Origin of the sequence: Aeromicrobium sp. PE09-221 (assembly GCF_002174305.1) — a bacterium.
Classification (GTDB): Bacteria; Actinomycetota; Actinomycetes; order Propionibacteriales; family Nocardioidaceae; genus Aeromicrobium.
Genome location: NZ_MIJB01000003.1, coordinates 149,323 through 165,719 on the forward strand (window position 1 = coordinate 149,323; position 16,397 = coordinate 165,719).

The following is a 16,397-nucleotide window of genomic DNA, read 5'->3' on the forward strand; positions in this document are numbered from 1 at the left end:
AACCGCTCCGGGGGCAGCGAGCCTCCCGACCGCTCGGCTGGCGTGAGCGAGGTCGGCCGGTCCGGTCCGACTCCCAAGGAATCTCTGGTTCGGCCTTCGGCAGCCGGTGAGCTATCCCGCACTCCACGACGGAAAGTACGGGACTGCTCACCGCGCGGTGATCTCCCCTCAGGCCCCCGGGACGATGGCCGAGATGATCGTGCCGTCGGCCCGTCGGCGGCCCGCCACCGGTGGCGGCGTGCCCTCCAGCCGCGGCCCCTGGCCGTCGAGGGCGACGACGACGGGCTCGTCATCGGGCACCGCGACCTCCTTGCCGCGCACCACGATCCTCGGCGTGACGAGTCGTCCATCGGCATCGGGCTGCTGCTCCTCGACCACCAGCTCGACCTCATCGGACCGCACCGACACACGGACCCGCGCCCCGTGCAGGGTGACGCGGAAGACCAGTTCCTGCCAGCCGTCGGGCAGCCGCGGATCGAGGGTGAACGTGCCGTTGTGATCGCGGAAGCCACCGAAGCCCGAGGTCAGGCAGCTCCAGACACCACCGGTCGAGGCGACATGGACGCCATCGCTCGCATTGTGATGCCGATCGGCGAGATCGACGAACAGCGCGCCGAGGAAGTACCGCAGCGCCAGGTCGTGATAGCCGACCTCGGCGGCCATGATGGACTGCACCACGCCCGAGAGCGTGGAGTCGCCCGTGGTGATCGGGTCGTAGTACTCGAAATTGGCGCGTTTCTGCTCATCGGTGAAGTGGTCTCCCTGCAGGAACAGGGCCAGCACGACATCAGCCTGCTTGATGACCTGGAAGCGGTAGATGACCAGCGGGTGGTAGTTCAGCAGCAGCGGCCGCTTGTCGAGGCCCGTGTGGTCGAGATCCCACACCTCCCGTTCGAGGAAGTGTTGGTCCTGCGGATGGACGCCGAGATGCTCGTCGAAGGGGATGGCCATGTCACGCGCGGCACGTTCCCAGTCCTCGACCTCTGTCTCGACGAGGGACAGCCGCGAGACGAGGCGATCGTAGGTGGGGCCGTCGCGCTCGGCGAGCTCTCGAACGGCGCGTGCGGCCGCCTGGAGATTGAACCGGGCCATGACATTGGTGAAGAGGTTGTCGTTGACGACGGTCGTGTACTCGTCGGGGCCCGTCACCCCGTGGATGTGGAACGCGCCCTCCTCCTCGTCGCGCCAGAATCCGAGGTCGACCCACATCCGTGCCGTCTCGACGAGGACGTCGATCGCCTCCCGGGTGAGGAACTCGGTGTCGCCGGTCGCCGCGAGATACTGCGTCAGCGCATAGGCCACATCGGCATTGATGTGGTACTGCGCGGTGCCGGCGGCGTAGTAGGCCGAGGCCTCCTCGCCGTTGATGGTGCGCCACGGGAACAGCGCGCCCCGTTGCGCCATCTCCGCCGCGCGCCGGCGGGCAGCGTCGAGCAGCGAGTAGCGGAAGCGCAGAGCGTTGCGGGCCCAGTGCGGCGAGGTATAGGTCAGGAACGGCAGGACGTAGACCTCGGTGTCCCAGAAATAGTGTCCGCTGTATCCCGAGCCGGTGACCCCCTTGGCGGGCACACCCTGACCCTCGGCCCGCGCCGATGCCTGCGCGATCTGGAAGAGATTCCAGCGCACTGCCTGCTGGATGGCGGGCTGACCGGCGACCGTGACATCCGAGCGCTCCCAGAACGCGTCGAGCCAGGCGCGCTGATCGTCGAACTGCTTCCGCACACCCTCGTGCTTGGCACGGTCGAGGGTACGGCGGCAGCGGTCGACGAGCTCGCGCGGCGGGACGCCCCTCGAGGTGTGATAGGCCGCGAGCTTCACCAGCTTGATGGGCTTGCCCGGCTGCGCATTGACCTTATAGGTGATCTTGGCGAGGTCGTCGTCGACGTGGACCGACTGCTCCCACTCGTTCTCGGTGTCGAAGAGGTGGTCGGCGGCCACCGCGAGGGTCATGCCGCTGTCGACGGCGCGATAGCCGAGGATCACGCGACCATCGGCCGTGCTCCCCCAGCTGTACATCGGTTCGAGCACGCGACGGCTGAAGGTATCGGACTTGCGCGGGTCGTGACCTTCACCCATCGCCTTGGAGCGCACGTGGTACTCGTCCTCACCGTCCTGGCGGTTGAGGATCTGCGACGAGATGGCGATCGGTGCGGCACTGTCGAGCATCTCGACCTCGAAGGTCATGACCGCCAGGTGGCGCTGCGTGAACGAGACCATTCGCTTGGTGGAGACGCGGACGCGCTTGCCGCTCGGCGTGCGCCAGATGATATCGCGCTCGAGCACACCCGAGCGGAAGTCCAGCGACCGTTCGTACTCGACCAGGTCGGCGATGGTGAGCAGCAGCGGCTCGTCATCGACGTAGAGACGCATGATCTTGGCGTCGGGAGCGTTGACGATGGTCTGGCCGACGCGCGCGAAGCCGTACGCCTCCTCTGCGTGTTGGATCGGCCAGGTCTCGTGGAAGCCGTTGATGAACGTGCCGTGGGTGTGCGAGTCACGACCCTCGATGACATTGCCGCGCATACCCAGGTAACCGTTGCCGACGGCGAAGAGGGTCTCGGTGACGCCGAGGTCCTCGTGATTCGGGTGGTCCTCGACCAGCCGCCACTCATCGAGCGGGAACCGCCCACGGTCGAGGAAGTCGTGGATGCGCGGCGCCTCATGCGAACTCATGCGAGCTCCTCCAGATCGGTGACGACGATATCGGCGCCGTTCTCCAGCAGGGTCTCGCGGCCGGCGCCGCGGTCGACCCCGACCACGAGGCCGAAGGATCCGGCCCGCCCCGCCTGCACCCCGGACACCGCGTCCTCGAGCACGACAGCGCGTTCCTTGGGGACGCCCAGCTTTTCGGCAGCATCGAGGAAAGTGTCGGGCTGGGGCTTACCGGGCAACTGTTCCTCCTCGGCCACGCGACCGTCGACGATGACCGGGAAGTAGTCGATCATCCCGGCGGCACGCAGAACGGTGGGGGCATTGCGCGAGCTCGACACGACCGCGAGCTTGACGCCCTGCGCGGCGAGCTGCTCGACGAGCCGCCGCGAGCCCGGGTACGCCTCGACGCCCTCGGTGGCGAGCACTTCGGAGAAGGCCTCGTTCTTGCGGTTGCCGAGGCCGCACACCGTCCGCTGCGCGGGGTCGTCGACGGGGTCGCCGTAGGGCAGGTCGATCCCGCGTGACTCCAGGAACGACGCCACACCCTCGAAGCGCGGTTTGCCGTCGACATAGCGGTAGTAGTCGTCATCGGTGTACGGCCGCTGGTCGGGGAGGTCGGCGAGGAAGTCGTTGAACATCGCGCTCCAGGCGCGCATGTGCACGACGGCCGTGGGCGTGATGACACCATCGAGGTCGAACAGCGCGGCGTCGTAGTCGCTCCAGTTCACCCCACCAAGCCTACGGCCAGGGCTCCTGGGAGAAAGCCTGGGCGCGGTGAGTCGAACCACGTTCTCTCCTCATATCGCCCGAGTTCGCCGAAGCGGACGCAGGATGCCCTCTCGTGACACTCAGCAGCCACAAGCCCCGCCACCTTCGCCGACCGGCTCACGGTGCCGGCTCGAAGAGCTCCTCGATGCGCAGGCCGAACACTCCGGCCATCCGGAAGGCCAAGGCGAGTGAGGGGTCGTGGCGGCCCCGCTCGATGGAGATCACGGTCTGCCGCGAGACTCCCAGACGTGCCGCGAGCTCACTCTGGGTGAGGCCAGCGCGTTCGCGCTGAGCGGCGACGTGGTTCTTCACGAGTCGAACCGTGCCGCGACGGCATAGCGCAACCCCACATCGGCCATGGCCGCGACGAGGACAGCGGCCAGCGCGGCAGACGTCGGGAGATCCTCGCCGCTGCCGGTGATCGCCACGACCGCGAGCACGAGGCCGAGCACGATCAGCACATCGCGGAAGGCCGCCGCGGCTGCCTGGTCCCACCAGGAGGTCTCGACATTGTCCTCGCTGTGCTCGTCCTCGCGAACGGTGACGGGTGCGACGCACAGCAGCCAACCGAGGGCCGTGGCGACCGGGGCCGTACATGCGGCGAAGACGAGGAAGGTGACGAGCTTCGCCGTGGACTCCGCGAAAGCTGCCGCCGCTCCGCCCATCGCTGCCGCGCCGATCATTCCCACGATCACCGCCATACCCCACCGGACGATCATCCCGCCTCCTTGTCAAAAGAACTTGACATTCACGGTACGTCCGACGCACGGAGTGTGTCACGTTTACTCGACACCGCTCGCTGGCGGACTCTCTCCCCGGCTCGTAGATTGCGGACATGACGATCCAGGGCGCCGATAGCGAGACCGGGGAGCTGCGTACCGTCCTGGTGCACCGACCCGGGCCGGAGCTGGCCCGTCTGACGCCGCGGAACAACGACCGGTTGCTCTTCGACGCGATCCCCTGGGCCTCGCGAGCCCAGGAGGAGCACGACGCGTTCACCGACGCGCTGCGTGCACGGGGCGTCGAAGTGCTCTATCTTGTCGCGCTGCTCACCGAGACCCTCCGGGACCCAGCCGCCCGGGACCACGTCATCAACGAGACGACAGCCGATCCACGGCTGGGCATCGGGCTCCGTCGCTATCTGCGCGACGGCCTCGCCGATCTGGACCCCGATGCGCTCACCACCGTGCTCACTGCCGGTCTGCGCAACGACGAGCTCAGCGGGACCTCCACCCTCGTCACGAGTCTGCTGGCCCACGAGGACTTCCTGATCGACCCGCTGCCGAACCTCCTGTTCACCCGAGACTCCTCGCTCTGGCTCCCCGAGCACGTGGCCGTGACCAGTCTGGCCATGCCCGCGCGGTCCCGCGAGACCCAGCTGACCGCATTGATCTACCGATTCCACCCCCGATTCAGAGACAGCCCGGCCCTCCACGGCCCCCAGCGGGAGCATCTCGAGGGCGGCGACGTCCTCCTGCTGGCGCCGGACGTGATCGCGGTCGGCGTCGGCGAACGGACCACGCCGGCCGGCTGCGAACGATTCGCCGAGCAGGTGCTCTCCCACGGCCTCGCCCGCACGGTGCTCGCGGTTCCGATCGCGCAGGACCGCGCCACGATGCACCTCGACACCATCGTCACGATGGTCGACATCGACACGGTGGTGATTTACCCGACCATGGCCGCGCAACTGCGGGCCCACACGATCACCTGGAACGGCGAGGGCCTCCGCGTGGCCCCGGCGCGTCCCTTCTTCGAGACGGCGGCCGAAGCCATGGGGATCGACGAGCTCCGGCGCATCGATACCGGTCTCGACCCGGTCACCGCCGAACGCGAGCAGTGGGACGACGGCAACAACACGCTGGCCCTGGCACCGCGGGTGACGGTGGCCTACGAACGCAACGAGCAGACCAACGAGCGGCTCCGCGAAGCCGGCATCGACGTCGTGACGATCCCCGGGTCCGAACTCGGCTCCGGACGTGGCGGCCCGAGGTGCATGTCCTGTCCCGTCGAGCGGGTCAGCGCACGATCACCTGACGCGACAGCAGACTCTGCCGTGCCGAGCGCTCCGCCTGCGTGAGCGGCTCATCGCCGCGCCCGAGGGCCTCCGTCAGAGCCTCCTCGACATTCGCGACATGCTTAGCGAGCTTCTCATGGTCGTCGAAACGGTCCACCTCCCACACGAGGACCGGAAGACCATCGGCTTTGAACGTGCCCAGTAGCTGGCGACCTCCGACACGATCCGTCGCCGCGAGACGGAGTCGCGCGAGGGCGGTCAGCACCGCATTCTCGTCCTCGACGAGGAACCACCGCAGATAGGACTCGAAAGATCCGTACTGCGTGATGTAGGCATGTGGCCGGATCCGCCAACTGGGATGCGACAGCGTCTTCGCCTCGAGCATCGACGTGTCGAGGTCCACACTCACCTCGACCTCCGGATCGGACGGCTTCCAGAAGTCGAAGTCCTCCAGGAGCTCGATCTCGAAGGTGCTGTCGGGATCGACGATGTCCTGCATCCGCTCACCGACCCCCGGATCGGTCATCGAGACCAGCGAACCGGGCTCGTGATCGAAGGCCAACGCGATCGCATGGGCAAGGTCCCGGCTGAGATCACCGAAATCGTGCGCCACCTGGATGGCGACCTGGATCTCGCCGTCCTCCTTCACGCTGGCCGCCGCGCCACCGGGGAGCTGACTGACGATGCTGATCTGCCGTCCGTCGCGCAAGGTCACGGCGGCGCGTCCGCGCTCGACGAAATTGCGCAGTGCGATCCACTCGCGCTCATCGGGGAGTCCCTCGAAGGGTCGGGCCGCGAAGGGCATCCTCTCGACGTGGTGACGCACGCGACGTGTTTTCCTACCCACAGGTCTCCTGAGCTCAGAGGGCGTCGCTGATCGCCAGCTCGGCGCTGACCCGCGTGCCCTGGGACATGTCCACCCACCAGCGGTCGGCCACCCGGTTGATGATCGAGAGTCCTCGACCGCTCAGCGAGTCCTCGTCGAAGTCCACCGGCTTGAGAGTCGCTCCGGTGCCTGCGTCGAGGACGCTGAGCTCGAGCAGTTCGCGGTTGACCGACCAGGTGATCTCCATGAAGCCGCTGTCGTCGGGCGAACCGTGCGAGACGGCATTGGCGATCATCTCGCTCAGCACGATCAGACCGTTGTCGATGACCTCGGGACTGACCTCGTGCCGGGTCAGGAAGGCCGCGAGCTTCGTTCGTGCCAGGCTCGGCGTGGAGGACTCGAACGGCAGCCGGACGGACGCCGACGTCTCGATCATGGTCACCTCCTGTCGCTCCATCCTTGCCCAGACGACACCGCCCCTCAACTCGAACAAGGGCCCGACAGCGTCACCTAGGAAACCACTCGGCTCGTTCACCGTGCAACTGGCCGTGCGACACAATGAAACCATGACCGACTCGTCGATCCCCTCGGTGACCGTCGCCGACCTGCCCGATCCGCTTCCGGCCGAGCTCGTCGTCCTCGACGTGCGCGAGCCCGATGAATGGTCCTCGGGGCATGTCTCCGGGGCGACGCACATTCCTCTGGGGACGCTTCCCGACCGGGTCGGGGAACTCGACCCGCAGACACCGACCGTGGTCATGTGCCACCTGGGCGGCAGGTCCGCGCGCGCCACGGCCTGGCTCTCGCAGCAGGGCTATCACGTGGTCAACCTCGAGGGCGGCATCGAGGCGTGGCACGCCGCGGGACGTCCCGTCACCACCGCCTGACCCGTTCGTCACGGCCGTCCCCCTCCGGGGAACGCGGCCACCCGGGAGTGAGTTGTCCGGGATAGGGCGGCGCGTTCGGCGGCACCGGCACGACCGGGTGCCGGGGCGGGGAGACGGCTGTCGGTGACCAGTACGCCGGCGGGAGGGGCGGCGGCCCTGCGATCGGCGGACGAGGCGGCACCGGGCCGGCCGGCGGGATCGGGCGCGGCGGCTGGGACGCACGCTCGGTCACCAGGCCGACGCGTCGCGACTGCCACTCGACCAGCGCGATGATCACCGCCATCGCGACCACCGTCGGCAGGACATCGACCGGGCCGAGATCACCCTGTTCCCCCGTGGGGTCGACGAGACCCACCGCGCCGAGCGCGAAGAGCAGCACGTTGTTGACCACGTGCACCGCGATGGCCGCTTCCAGCCCTCCGGTGCGGATCGTCAACCAGCCGGCGGTCAGCCCGAACACCGCCACGTCGACCAGACCCCAGAACTCGTAGATATGTCCGGCGGCGAACACCAGCGTGGTCACCAGCAGCGGCAGGACCGGTGACTTCACCCACGAACCGATGAGCTGCAGCCCGAAACCACGGAAGGCGTACTCCTCGGCCGCGGACTGCAGCGGGACGAGCAGCAGGATGAGGACGAGCATCAGCGCCGATCGCCCGGTGAACTCATAGGTAGGCGGACCGCTGGAGGCATCCAGGGCCACCGCCCCGCCGATGGTGACTCCCAGCACCACCACCGCGATCACGGCGCACCGCGCCAGCCATCCCCATCGCAGCCGTCCCTCGACCGACAGCAGATAGCGCGCGTGCCGGTGCCACACGATGGCGGCCGCGGACCACACGCTCGGGACCATCGCGATGATGGAGAGCATCGCGAACACGAAGATGCCCGGGTCGAGCAGATCGAATCGCGCCGTGGCATCGAGGAAGTCGTCGATACCACCGGGTGAGCCCTCGAGAGCCACCACCACGAGAGCACCGAGCACGAGCACGATCGAGGCCGCGAAGAAGAAGCACACCGCGAGCACCGCGATGACCGGCAGCTTCCAGTGGGCGAAGTCGGTGGACTCGCGTGCGAGTCGGTGGAAGCGAGTGGCCATGCCCGCATCGTCACATACCCGGCCCCCGGACGACGGACCCTGTCCACAGGACCCTGGAATGCGACGCGCCCCCGTCCACAGGGAACGGGGGCGCGTCGATGTCGCCATCACGCACAGGGCCTCTCGCCCCGCCGTCGTCGACGTCGAGGAAGGCCCGGAGCGGGACGTCTTACTTGGCGGCGGCCTTCAGGCGCGAGCCGGCGCTGACCTTCACGCCGTAGCCGGCCGGGATGTCGATCGTCTCGCCGGTGGCGGGGTTCCGGCCCGTGCGAGCGGCGCGCTCGACACGCTCGACCGACAGGATGCCGGGGATGGAGACCTTGTCGCCCTTGGAGACGGCGTCGAGGACGACATCGCTGAAGGCCGAGAGCACCTTGTCGGCGTCGGTCTTGGTCACGCCGGCCTGCTCAGCGAGGGCGGCGACGAGGTCGTTGCGGGAGAGAGCCACGAAAACTCCTAGTGCAGATTGATGTGTGCGTCCGCCAGTCTATGAATACTCCGCGAAATTCCAAGCCCTACCCGGCCGTGTCGCAGGGTTTATCCGGTGGTAGAGAACGTCCAGTCCAGCGGCGGAGCGGCCGTCAGCGGACCGATCCGGTGAAGATATGCCTCCCGCGTCATCGTGCTCACCCCGAGCGTGGCGAGGTGTGGCGTCTGCCACTGCGTGTCGACGAGGTAGTCCGATCCTGCCTGCGATTCCAGAAGTTCGACCAACCTGACCAGCGCCACCTTGGAGGCGTCCCGCGCCCGATGGAACATTGATTCGCCTGCGAACAGGTGTCCCACGGCGACGCCGTACAACCCACCCACCAGCGCACCGTCGTCGTCGCGGACCTCGATCGAATGTGCCCAGCCGAGTTCGTGCAATCGCTGGTAGGCACGCGCGATCGAGGGCGCGATCCAGGCACCGGGACGGCGCGGATCGGCGCATCCGGCGACCACGCCTTCGAAGTCCTGGTCGACCGTGACCGTGAACCGTCGCGTCGATGCCCGAAGGGAGCGGGAGATCCGGATGCGCCCCGGCTCGAGCACACCGCGCTCCAGCGGGCACCACCACAGCAGCTGCCCAGCGTCCGGCATCGGGAAGAGACCGTTGCGGTAGGCGTCGACCAGCGTTGAGGGTTCGAGGTCGGCGCCTGCCGCGACACAGTCGTCATCGGGCCAGTGCGCCGAGGCGAAATCCCACCCGGGCGGCGGCAGCGGCACCGGTGCGGTCATGTCCTCATCATCTCGCGCAGGTGCGCGAGCGGCGCCTCGCCCCACTGTTGCCACTCGGTCTCGGTCGCCTCCTGGAGAAGCCCCCACCAACTTCCCGCGCGGTTGACCGCATGTGTGAAGGTCGCCGCATTCCATGCCACGCCCCCCGCTGTGTGGTCGATGTCCCAGATGTCCAGATAGGCCGCCACCACCTCGCGCCAGTCGACATCCTCCCCCATGCGTGCGACCGCGCGAGGGACGCACAGCAATTCGATGGCCGGCGCCCAGCTCGCATCCCCGAAGTCGAAGAGGCGCGGGCTCTCGCGCGATCCCCACGCATTGCCCCAGTGCAGGTCTCCGTGCTGGAACGTGGTCGGCAACGAGGAGCCCGCCAAGGCCGCGCACGCCTCGACGAGCTCGTCGCGATGCCGCCGGAACCGGGTCGCCTCCTCGACCCCGAGCGCGGAGGGATGCGCCTCGGGCAGGCCTTCGAGGGCGTCGAGGAGCTGGTCGAAGCGCTCCGGGACCGTGCCCGGCGAGTAGTCCGGAAGACCGGCCTCCAGCAGCTCGGCACCGTGGGCGGCCAGGCGCTGCTGCCAGCGTGCTCCCTCCCGCACGAGAGCGCACCAGTCCGCCGTGTCGGCACCCGTGTCCTCGAGGGGACGTTCCCCGTGGTCGGCGGTGAGCAGCCACCCCCGGCGCGGGTCGGTGGCCAGGGGCCGCTGAACGAGATCGGGAGTCAATCGGGTGAGCAGCTGATGCACCCCCGCCTCGAACCGGGCAGCCCGGCAGTTGGCCTTGAACCAGACATCGCCATGGTCGGTGGCCACCACGAGCTGGGTCGACCACGGTCGTATGCGCGGCTGGCGGATCGGGCCGGTGAGTCGTCGTCCCGAGCAGGTGACCATCTCGGCGATCCACTCCGTCGCCGCCGAACGCCATTCCGGGCTCGCGACCTGCTGCGAGAAGGGCGGTGTCTGGACCGTCATGTGTGCTCCCTCGATCGTCCCCCTCATCCTCGCGCAGATGCACTCCCATGGATAGAAATCGATGTGAGCGTGCACCGATCGGTGGCGGCGTCACGAGCGACACCACCGATCAGCGCACGCTCTATATCCTGGAGATATGGGTCTGGGAAGCAATATGGCCGTCGGCGCGGGATCGAAGCTGGTTCCCCGCGTCGCCTCCGGCTATGTCCGTGCGGTCTTGGACCGCGCCATCGACGGCGCCGGGCCCCTGCGGCCGGTGATCGAGACGGCCGGCGGCAAGCTGGCGAGCCATGGCGGCGATGTCGAGAAGGCCGTCGCCGCGCTCGTCCGCACGCACACGAGCCTGGCCGGTCTCCAGGGTTTCGTGACCAATCTCGGCGGTCTCTCGATCGCGGCGGCCACCCTGCCGGCGAATGTCGTAGGGGTGACCATGGTGCAATGCCACCTGGTCGCGAGCGTGGCCCATCTGCGGGGCTACGACATCGAGGATCCACGGGTCCGCAATGCGATCCTGGCGGTGATGCTGGGCGAGGAGACCGTCGAGCAGATGATCCGTAGCCACCGCCTGCCGTCGTCGCCGATGGCGATGGCCACGTCACCGGTCCACGACCCTGCCCTCGATGACCGCATCGCCCGTGAGGTCACCGGGGAGTTGGTGGGCCGGACGGTCGGCCGCCGCGCGGTCATGCTCGTCGGCAAGCGCGTGCCGCTGTTGGGCGGAGCTGTGGGCGCCGGTGCCGACGGACTCGGCACCTGGCAGGTCGGCAAGTACGCCCAGGCCGAACTGCGCGACCGCCGCCTCCGCTGACCCCGGTCCAACCCTCAGGTCCAACCCTCCGACATTTGGCCAGTTGTGGCCCGTTCATCAGCCTCACAAGGAGCCACAAGTGGACAAATCTTGGACCAGGGTCGGGGGATCGGGAGTCAGGTGAGGGCGCGGACGACGGCCGAGGGGCTGGGGCGGCCGAGCCGCTCGGCCATCCAGGCACTCGTCGCGACCACCGCATCGAGGTCGACTCCGTGCTCGATGCCGAGACCGTCGAGCATCCAGATCAGATCCTCGGTCGCCAGATTGCCGGTCGCGCTCTCCGCATAGGGGCACCCGCCCAGGCCACCGGCCGAGGCGTCGAAGGTCGTGATCCCGTGCCGCAGCGCCGCATAGGCATTGGCGAGGGCCTGGCCGTAGGTGTCGTGGAAGTGCATCGCGAGCCGGTCGACACCCACCCCCGCCTCACCGAAGGCGGCGACGAGCGCGCCCACGTGGCCCGCCGTCCCCACCCCGATCGTGTCGCCGAGCGAGAGCTCCGAGGCACCGAGGTCGAGCAGCCGGGAGCCGACCGCGACCACCTGCTCGACCGGCACCGCGCCCTCCCACGGATCACCGAAGCACATCGACACATAGGCACGGACGTCGATCCCATGGTCGAGGGCACGACGCACGACCGGCTCGAACATCGCGAACTGTTCCTCCACCGTCGTGTTGAGATTCCTGGCCGCGAAGGTCTCCGTGGCGCTGGCGAAGACGGCGATATGCCGGCAGCCGGCCTCGATCGCCCGGTCGAGACCGCGCTCATTGGGCACCAGAACAGGCAAGGGGGCCGGACCATCGAGGTCGAGATCGGAGACGAGATCGGCCGCATCGGCGAGCTGCGGCACCCATCGGGGATGCACGAAGCTCGTCGCCTCCACGATCGGCAGCCCGGACGCCAGGAGCCTGCGGATGAACTCCGCCTTGACGTCCAGCGGCACGATCGCCTTCTCGTTCTGCAGCCCGTCGCGCGGACCGACCTCGTAGATCGTCACCCGATCGGGAAGACCGTCCTCTCGGACCGGCATCGGCAGCACGCGGGTCATCGCGCGTCCTCACCGCCCGCGGTGACCCGCGCGATCATGTGTCCGATCGGCACCTGCTGTCCCGGTCGGGCCCCGAGCTCCCCCACCACTCCATCGTGGGGGGCGACGAGGGTGAGCTCCATCTTCATCGCCTCCATGGTCGCGATGCGCTGATCGGTGACGACACGATCGCCTTCGGCCACGTCGAGGGTGAGGACCGTCCCGGGCATCGGCGCGTTCACCGTCTCCTCACCGAGGGCGGACCGGAGTTCCCGCGCCATCGGGTCGGGACGCTCGATGGTCCAGATGTCGCCATCGAGGGCGGCCCAGACACGACCTCCGCGACGCGTCGTCCACGGGGCGATCCCCGGCTCGGCGTGACCGCGCCGCCATGCCGCGAGGTCGACCCGATGCTCGCTACCGTGCTGGTCCAGCAGCGTGACCGCGTCGGAACCCGAACCGAGCGACCGCCAGGCATCCCGAGCGCCGAAGGGGGAGTCCTCACCCGGATCGGTCAGCAGGTCGGCGGCGGCCAGCAGGACGGATGCCGGCACCTCGGGGCGCTCGAGCAGAGATCCTGCGGCGGCCGGGTCGTCGAGCCAGGCGGTGTGCACGGCTCCCTCACGGAAGGCCGTGCTGTCCGCGAGCCGGCGGACGAATCCGGTATTGGTCGTGACGCCGAGCACCGCGGTCTGCGACAACGCGTCCACGAGGGCGTCGATCGCCTCGTCCCGCGTGGCGCCGCGGGCGATGATCTTGGCCAGCATGGGGTCATAGGCCGTGCCGATCTCGGCCGGTGCCCGATCGATCGCAGCCTCGACGCGCTCGTGCCACGGCCATTGCACGTCGACCACGCGTCCCGCCTGCGGCAGGAAGCCGGCATAGGGGTCCTCGGCGTAGAGCCGCGCCTCGATCGCGTGACCCTCGCAGGCGATCTCGTCCTGGCGCAGCGGCAGCGGCTCACCCTGGGCGATCTGGAATTGCCACTGCACGAGGTCGACACCGGTGATCTCCTCGGTGACAGGGTGCTCGACCTGCAACCGCGTGTTCATCTCCAGGAAGTAGGCCTCCGTCCCCGCGACGAGGAACTCGATGGTCCCGGCTCCCACATAGCCGACCTCGCGGCTGAGCGCTACGGCCGAGTCCAACAGCACCCGTCGCACCCCTGAGTCGAGGAATGGTGCCGGGGCCTCCTCGATGACCTTCTGGTGCCGTCGCTGTGCCGAGCAATCACGCTCGTAGAGGTGCACGACCTCACCATGGGCATCACCGAAGACCTGGACCTCGACGTGTCGGCCGGCCTCGATGTACTTCTCGATCAGCAGGGCGTCGTCGCCGAAGGCCGAGCGGGCCTCGCGGCTCGCCACCGCGAGGGCATCGGCCAGATCCTCGGCACGTCCCACGATGTGCATGCCTTTGCCTCCGCCGCCCGCCGCAGCCTTGACCAGCACCGGGAAGGCCTCCGCGGGCACGGCATCGGGCTCGAAGCGCGGTGTCACCGGGACACCCGCGCGCTCGGCGATATCGCGGGCTCGGTCCTTGCGGCCCATCGCCTCCATCACCTCGGCAGTCGGGCCGATGAACACCATCCCGGCCTCGGTCACCGCCCGGGCGAACTCCGCGCGCTCGGACAGGAAGCCGTAGCCGGGATGCACCGCCTCGGCGCCCGTGCGACGAGCGGCGGTGAGGATCGCCTCGACGGACAGGTACGACTCGCTCGCGGGGGTGGGCCCGAGGCGTGCGGACTCGTCGGCCTCGTGCACGAACGGGGCATCGGCGTCGGCATCGGAGTAGACCGCGATGCTGACCAGGCCGGACTCGCGACAGGCCCGGATGATGCGACGGGCGATCTCGCCGCGATTGGCGATGAGAACACGGGAGAAGGTCATAGCCGGAACACTCCGAACTGCGGGATGGCGGGGATCGGGGCGTGGGACGCGATCTGGAGGCCGAGTCCGAGGACACGACGCGTGTCGGCGGGATCGATGATGCCGTCGTCCCACAGCCGGGCCGTCGAGTAGTAGGGGGACCCCTGCTCCTCGTACTGCTCCCGGATCGGCTGCTTGAAGACCTCCTCGTCCTCAACGCTCCACGTGTCGCCCTTGGCCTCCTTGGCGTCGCGACGGACCGTGGCGAGCACCGATGCGGCCTGCTCGCCGCCCATCACCGAGATCCGGGCATTGGGCCACATCCACAGGAAGCGCGGGTCGTAGGCGCGACCGCACATGCCGTAGTTGCCGGCACCGTAGGAGCCGCCGATGACGACGGTGAACTTGGGGACGACACTCGACGCGACGGCGGTGACGAGCTTGGCACCGTCCTTGGCGATGCCTCCGTTCTCGTACTCCTTGCCCACCATGAAGCCGGTGATGTTCTGCAGGAAGACCAGCGGGATGCCGCGCTGATTGGCCAGTTCGATGAAGTGCGCACCCTTCATCGCCGACTCGCTGAACAGGATGCCGTTATTGGCGAGGATCGCGACGGGGTAGCCCCAGATGTGCGCGAAACCGCAGACCAGCGTCTCACCATAGAGCGGTTTGAACTCGTGCAGTCGCGAGTCGTCGACGATGCGGCGGATCACCTCGCGGACGTCGTAGGGGACGCGGGGATCCTCCGGGACGATGTCGTACAAGCCCGCCGGATCCTCCCGCGGCTCGACCGGCTCGCGCTGGGCATAGGCGGGGGATTCGGGTCGTTCGAGGGTGTCGACGATGGAGCGGACGATCGCCAGCGCGTGCTCGTCGTCCTCGGCGAGATGGTCCACGACACCGGAGGTCCTCGCGTGGACATCGCCGCCGCCGAGTTCCTCGGCGGTGACGACCTCGCCGGTGGCGGCCTTCACCAGCGGCGGTCCGCCGAGGAAGATCGTGCCTTGGTCGCGCACGATGACGCTCTCGTCGCTCATTGCGGGCACATAGGCCCCGCCGGCGGTACAGGAGCCCATGACGGCGGCGATCTGCGCGATGCCCTGTGCCGACATCTGCGCCTGGTTGTAGAAGATCCGGCCGAAATGCTCGCGATCGGGGAAGACCTCGTCCTGCATCGGCAGGAAGGCCCCGCCGGAGTCGACGAGGTAGATGCAGGGCAGTCGATTCTGCTGGGCGATCGTCTGCGCGCGGAGGTGCTTCTTGACGGTGAGCGGGTAGTAGGTGCCGCCCTTGACCGTGGCGTCATTGGCCACGATGACGCACTCACGTCCGGCGACCCGGCCGATGCCGGTCACGATGCCCGCGCTCGGCACGTCGCCTCCGTACAGGCCGTACGCGGCGAGGGGTGCGATCTCGAGGAAGGGCGAACCGGGATCGAGCAGTCGGTCCACGCGATCGCGGGGGAGCAGCTTGCCGCGGGCCAGATGCCGTTCGCGGGCGGCATCGCTGCCACCACGCCGGACGACGGCGGTGCGCTCGCGAAGGTCGGAGACGAGATCCTGGAGGGTCACGCCTCGAAGGTTAACAGTCGTTAACCACATGCGCTACGCTGCGATAGTGGTCACCCGCCAACAGCAGATCGTGGACGTCGCGGCGGAGCTCTTCGCCGAGCGGGGGTTCCACGGCGTCTCGGTACAGGACATCGGCGAGGCGGTGGGTATCTCCGGCCCCGCGCTCTACAAACACTTCTCCGGCAAGGCCGAGTTGTTGCAGCATTCCCTCACCTCGGTGAGCGATCGGCTGCTCGCGGAGGGCACCCGGCGCGTCGAAAACGCCCCCGATGCCCCAGCCGCCCTCGACGCGCTCATCGACTGGCACGTCGACTTCGCGCTCACCCATCCGGCGCTCATCGTGATCCAGGAGCGCGAGTGGTCGACTCTGGACGCCGCCTCGAGGGACCGGGTGCGGGAGACGCAGCTGGCCTATATCGATATCTGGGTCGGCGTGCTGCGCGAGCTGCGGACCGATCTCGACCGCCCGACCGCCAGGGCAAGCGTGCAGGCGGCCTTCGGCCTGCTCAACTCGACGCCGCACTCGGCCCGCCTGAACGACCGGCAGATGCGCACCCTCCTCACCCAGATGGCCCGCCGCGCCCTCCTCCCCTGACCCTCCCAGGACCCTCCGGGCCCAACTTTTGCCGGGTTATGGCCCTTTTTCGGCGCTCCAGGGGCCATAACCCGGCAAAAGTTGCGCGCTAGCTGGGG

General features: G+C 68.5%; 17 protein-coding genes. 4 read left to right on the forward strand and 13 right to left on the reverse strand.

The window, feature by feature from the left end; all coding sequences use genetic code 11:
- Window positions 1-168 precede the first annotated feature (168 nt).
- From BHE97_RS01885 to BHE97_RS01900, 4 genes are all read right to left on the reverse strand, one after another.
- Window positions 169-2,673 carry a glycosyl hydrolase family 65 protein gene (locus tag BHE97_RS01885; RefSeq protein WP_087622317.1) on the reverse strand — a complete coding sequence of 835 codons (2,505 nt, stop codon included), beginning with the start codon at window positions 2,671-2,673 and terminating at the stop codon, window positions 169-171.
- Window positions 2,670-3,380, reverse strand: a complete 711-nt coding sequence (locus BHE97_RS01890; RefSeq protein WP_087622318.1) for a beta-phosphoglucomutase family hydrolase — start codon at window positions 3,378-3,380, stop codon at window positions 2,670-2,672. Before BHE97_RS01890 ends, BHE97_RS01885 begins: the two co-directional genes overlap by 4 nt.
- A 157-nt stretch (window positions 3,381-3,537) precedes the next feature.
- Window positions 3,538-3,732: a helix-turn-helix transcriptional regulator gene (locus BHE97_RS01895; protein WP_087622319.1), complete on the reverse strand. Its 195-nt coding sequence runs from the start codon at window positions 3,730-3,732 to the stop codon at window positions 3,538-3,540.
- On the reverse strand, window positions 3,729-4,139 hold the full coding sequence (locus BHE97_RS01900; RefSeq protein WP_087622320.1) for a hypothetical protein: 411 nt from the start codon (window positions 4,137-4,139) through the stop codon (window positions 3,729-3,731). Before BHE97_RS01900 ends, BHE97_RS01895 begins: the two co-directional genes overlap by 4 nt.
- Before the next feature lie 116 nt (window positions 4,140-4,255).
- Between BHE97_RS01900 and BHE97_RS01905 the strand changes: the two genes are divergently transcribed.
- Window positions 4,256-5,497 carry an arginine deiminase gene (locus tag BHE97_RS01905; RefSeq protein ID WP_087622321.1) on the forward strand — a complete coding sequence of 414 codons (1,242 nt, stop codon included), beginning with the start codon at window positions 4,256-4,258 and terminating at the stop codon, window positions 5,495-5,497.
- Here BHE97_RS01905 and BHE97_RS01910 read toward each other — a convergent pair.
- On the reverse strand, window positions 5,436-6,260 hold the full coding sequence (locus tag BHE97_RS01910) for a DUF5926 family protein (RefSeq protein ID WP_087622322.1): 825 nt from the start codon (window positions 6,258-6,260) through the stop codon (window positions 5,436-5,438). The genes BHE97_RS01905 and BHE97_RS01910 overlap by 62 nt on opposite strands.
- Window positions 6,261-6,294: 34 nt before the next feature.
- Window positions 6,295-6,696 carry an ATP-binding protein gene (locus BHE97_RS01915; RefSeq protein ID WP_170931197.1) on the reverse strand — a complete coding sequence of 134 codons (402 nt, stop codon included), beginning with the start codon at window positions 6,694-6,696 and terminating at the stop codon, window positions 6,295-6,297.
- Between the two features lie 130 nt (window positions 6,697-6,826).
- On the opposite strand from BHE97_RS01915, the gene BHE97_RS01920 reads away from it, so the two are divergent.
- Entirely contained in the window at window positions 6,827-7,147 is a 321-nt protein-coding gene (locus BHE97_RS01920) for a rhodanese-like domain-containing protein (RefSeq protein WP_087622324.1), read from the forward strand.
- On the opposite strand, the gene BHE97_RS01925 is transcribed toward BHE97_RS01920, so the two are convergent.
- The 4 genes from BHE97_RS01925 to BHE97_RS01940 all read right to left on the reverse strand — a co-directional run bounded on the left by BHE97_RS01925 (window position 7,134) and on the right by BHE97_RS01940 (window position 10,432).
- Window positions 7,134-8,246, reverse strand: a complete 1,113-nt coding sequence (locus BHE97_RS01925) for a type II CAAX endopeptidase family protein (protein ID WP_170931198.1) — start codon at window positions 8,244-8,246, stop codon at window positions 7,134-7,136. The two genes, BHE97_RS01920 and BHE97_RS01925, sit on opposite strands and share 14 nt — an antisense overlap.
- Window positions 8,247-8,415: 169 nt before the next feature.
- Window positions 8,416-8,694, reverse strand: a complete 279-nt coding sequence (locus BHE97_RS01930) for an HU family DNA-binding protein (RefSeq protein ID WP_087622326.1) — start codon at window positions 8,692-8,694, stop codon at window positions 8,416-8,418.
- Between the two features lie 89 nt (window positions 8,695-8,783).
- A complete protein-coding gene (gene aat / locus BHE97_RS01935) occupies window positions 8,784-9,464 on the reverse strand; it encodes a leucyl/phenylalanyl-tRNA--protein transferase (RefSeq protein ID WP_087622327.1) in 681 nt (226 codons plus the stop codon).
- Window positions 9,461-10,432 (reverse strand): phosphotransferase, encoded by a 972-nt coding sequence (locus BHE97_RS01940; RefSeq protein ID WP_087622328.1) that lies wholly within the window; start codon window positions 10,430-10,432, stop codon window positions 9,461-9,463. Before BHE97_RS01940 ends, aat begins: the two co-directional genes overlap by 4 nt.
- A gap of 136 nt (window positions 10,433-10,568) precedes the next feature.
- Here BHE97_RS01940 and BHE97_RS01945 point away from each other — a divergent pair, with 136 nt between their 5' ends.
- Window positions 10,569-11,240 (forward strand): EcsC family protein, encoded by a 672-nt coding sequence (locus tag BHE97_RS01945; protein WP_087622329.1) that lies wholly within the window; start codon window positions 10,569-10,571, stop codon window positions 11,238-11,240.
- Window positions 11,241-11,356: 116 nt separating this feature from the next.
- Here BHE97_RS01945 and BHE97_RS01950 read toward each other — a convergent pair whose 3' ends face one another.
- The 3 genes from BHE97_RS01950 to BHE97_RS01960 are packed head-to-tail and all read right to left on the reverse strand — an operon-like array spanning window position 11,357 to window position 15,704.
- A complete protein-coding gene (locus BHE97_RS01950) occupies window positions 11,357-12,286 on the reverse strand; it encodes a hydroxymethylglutaryl-CoA lyase (protein WP_087622330.1) in 930 nt (309 codons plus the stop codon).
- Window positions 12,283-14,154, reverse strand: a complete 1,872-nt coding sequence (locus tag BHE97_RS01955; RefSeq protein WP_087622331.1) for a biotin carboxylase N-terminal domain-containing protein — start codon at window positions 14,152-14,154, stop codon at window positions 12,283-12,285. The genes BHE97_RS01950 and BHE97_RS01955 overlap by 4 nt, the downstream gene beginning before the upstream one ends.
- Window positions 14,151-15,704 (reverse strand): carboxyl transferase domain-containing protein, encoded by a 1,554-nt coding sequence (locus BHE97_RS01960; RefSeq protein WP_236757484.1) that lies wholly within the window; start codon window positions 15,702-15,704, stop codon window positions 14,151-14,153. The genes BHE97_RS01955 and BHE97_RS01960 overlap by 4 nt, the downstream gene beginning before the upstream one ends.
- A 46-nt stretch (window positions 15,705-15,750) precedes the next feature.
- On the opposite strand from BHE97_RS01960, the gene BHE97_RS01965 reads away from it, so the two are divergent.
- The gene (locus BHE97_RS01965; protein WP_087622426.1) at window positions 15,751-16,299 is read left to right on the forward strand and encodes a TetR/AcrR family transcriptional regulator; all 549 of its coding nucleotides are present in this window, start codon (window positions 15,751-15,753) and stop codon (window positions 16,297-16,299) included.
- Window positions 16,300-16,397 lie beyond the last annotated feature (98 nt).